Source organism: Streptomyces sp. CB02980 (assembly GCF_014451325.2).
Classification (GTDB): domain Bacteria; phylum Actinomycetota; class Actinomycetes; order Streptomycetales; family Streptomycetaceae; genus Streptomyces.
This window is the reverse complement of sequence record NZ_JACSCH020000019.1, coordinates 51,305-53,995: the sequence shown is the minus strand read 5'-3', so window position 1 is coordinate 53,995 and position 2,691 is coordinate 51,305. Positions and strand designations below refer to the sequence as shown.

Below are 2,691 nucleotides of genomic sequence, written 5' to 3'. Positions count from 1 at the left end.
GGGGACTGGGCGCCGCCCGGAAGGGGTGAGGGGCCGGGACGCACCGGTCGGGGCGCGTCCCGGCGGGGCCGTCAGGGGAAGGAGACGACGGTGGACGGCACGGTGGAGGTGCCGGCGGGGATGGTGGACGCCCCGGTGTCGTTGATGACGTGGTTGTAGTGGCCCATACCGCCGAGGGACACGACCAGGAGGCTGTGGAACTTCACGCCCGGCTTGACGGGCGCCTTGAAGCCGTGGTCCTGGACGATGGTCGGGTCCACGTTGTAGTTGCAGTAGCTGCCGAGGCCCCAGGCCTCATGGGTGTTCACGGAGTCGTCGACCCGGTAGGCGGCGTACCCCTTGGTCGAGCCGTTCTGGATGGCGGCCTGGTTGGGGGCGTCGTACGCCTTCTCGTTCTGGTAGAAGATCGTGCGGCCGCGCTCGCCGTACCACTCGACGTCGTACTTGTTGAAGTGCTCGACGAACAGACCGGTGGCGAGCACGTCGTCACCGTTGACCCGGACGCCGTAGTCTGCGCGGTTGGTCTCCCAGCCCCAGCCCTCGCCGTGGTCGGCGCGCCACACCCAGGTGTGGTCGATGATGGCGTCGTCGCTGTTCACGACCACGCTGGTGGTGGCCTTGCCCGCGCCGGCGCCGCCGATGCGGATGTACACGTCCTGCACGGTGGTGGGGTTGGCGGCGTGGTCGGCGGCGGAGTTCTGCGGCCCGAGCTCCAGCAGGGTCGGGGAGTTGACCGGGCCGGCGTCGATCAGGAAGCCGGCGAGGCGGACGCCGTCGACGTCGGCGACCTTCATCGCGGTGACGCCGTTGTCCGGGATGATCGTGGCGAGGCCGAGGCCGAGCACGATGGTGTTCGCCCGGTTCACGTTGATCGTCTGGTCGACGTGGTAGACGCCCGGGGTGAACAGCAGGTGCAGGCCCTGGGCCAGTGCCTGGTTGATGGTGGCGGCGGTGGCGCCCGGCTTGACCACGTAGAACTGGCTCAGCGGGATCGACTCGCCCTGCGGGGCGCCGTTGGCCCAGCTGGTGCCGCGGGCGTTGACGCGCTTGGCGGGGGCGAAGACCTTGTACTCGTTGCCGTCGAGGTAGAGGTACGGCTTCTCGCGGGAGATCGGCGTGGTGTCGAGCGTGGTGTAGCGGGGCTCGGGGAAGGAGGTCGCCGGGGCGCCCTCGACGCCCGAGAAGGTCTGGTTCCAGACACTGTTGGACCAGCCGCCGATGGAGCTGTCCCGGGTGTACCACTGCTGCTGGGAGTAGTTGCCGATCTGGCCGTCGATCTTGGAGTCGGCGATGTAGCCGCCGCTGGCCCAGCCGTAGCCGTTCGGTGCCAGGTTGAGGCCGCCCTTGACGTGCATGCGGCGGAACGAGGAGGCCTGCGAGACGGCCCACCGGTCGGTGCCGTTGACCGGGTTGAGGGTCAGACCCTCCGCACCGCGCCAGAAGTTCTGGGTGGCGTTGCCGTTGAACCAGCCCGCGTCGACGGTGACATCACCGTTGATGGTGGTGTCGCCGGGGCGCAGACCGAGGCCGGCGATCTGGGTGTAGAAGCCGATCTGGGCGTTGAGGCCGTTGTAGGTGCCGGGCTTGAAGAGGAAGGCGTGCCGGCCGCTGCCGAACTGCGCCGACTCCTGCTCCTGGAAGACCTGGTCGAGCTTGGCCTGGATGCCGGGTGTGGACGGGTCGACGACGTGCACGTTCGGGCCGAGGTCACCGCCGCCGGGGAGCGTCGGGCCGGTGCCGCCGGTGGTGCCGAAGACCTGGAACTCCCAGAGGGAGAAGCCGTATCCGGTGGCCCGGGTGAGGCCGTTCATGCGGATGTAGCGGCCGGTGCCGGAGAGCGTGACGTTGTCGCTGCCTCCGTCGCCCGCGCTGACGGTGGTGACGGTCCGCCAGTCGGTGCCGTTCTCGGAGGCCTGGATGTCGTAGCTCTTGCCGTAGGCCGCTTCCCAGGTGAGGACGGCGTGGCTGAGCGTGGCGCTGCTGCCGAGGTCGACCTGGATCCACTGGGCGTCCTGCCAGGCGCTGGCCCAGCGGGTTCCGGTGAGGTCGCCGTCGACGGCGGCGGAGGCGGAGAAGGCGCCGCCCTCGGTGGAGGAGGCGGTGGCGGTCTTCCCCTGGGAGAGCAGGGTGGGGGCCGCTTGTGCCGTCGTGGCGGGGGCGAGGGCGAGCAGGCTGCCGGCCAGGGAGGTGACAAGTGCGCCGACGGTGGCCCGGCGGACGCGTGAGGCGGGTCGCCGGAAGACCGGCGCGGACCCGACGGAAGACATGGGGTCTCCTCTGGATACATGGGGGAAACGTGGGAGAGCGCTCTCCCGAAACCTTGCCCGCCGGGCGAGTTGACGGTCAAGGCGTATGACATGACTTTTCTTTTGGCTTTCATTAAGTGTCGACGCCAACCGGTTCCGGCCAGGTTCGGACCGTCCTCCCACCGGACACGCGGCACCGTTAAGGTGCGCAGGTGGGGAATCGAGGACCGACTCTGGAAGACGTCGCACGCGAGGCGGGGGTATCGCGCGCGACGGTGTCCCGCGTCGTCAACGGCGTGCGCAACGTGGCTCCCGACATCCAGCGGAGCGTGAGCGAAGCCATCGCCCGCATCGGCTACACGCCCAACCAGGCCGCCCGTTCCCTGGTCACACGGCGCACCGGGACCGTAGCCCTGGTGCTCTCCGCCACGGGCAGGTCCTTCAC

Annotated in this window: 1 protein-coding gene and 1 pseudogene; one reads left to right on the top strand and one right to left on the bottom strand. The window is 69.5% G+C overall.

The features are described 5' to 3' along the window. Positions 1–71: 71 nt before the first annotated feature. Positions 72–2,267 (bottom strand): discoidin domain-containing protein, encoded by a 2,196-nt coding sequence (locus E0F75_RS31730; RefSeq protein WP_229314406.1) that lies wholly within the window; start codon positions 2,265–2,267, stop codon positions 72–74. A 191-nt stretch (positions 2,268–2,458) separates the two neighbouring features. On the opposite strand from E0F75_RS31730, the pseudogene E0F75_RS31725 reads away from it, so the two are divergent. Next, positions 2,459–2,691: pseudogene (locus tag E0F75_RS31725) on the top strand (LacI family DNA-binding transcriptional regulator); the annotation flags it as partial.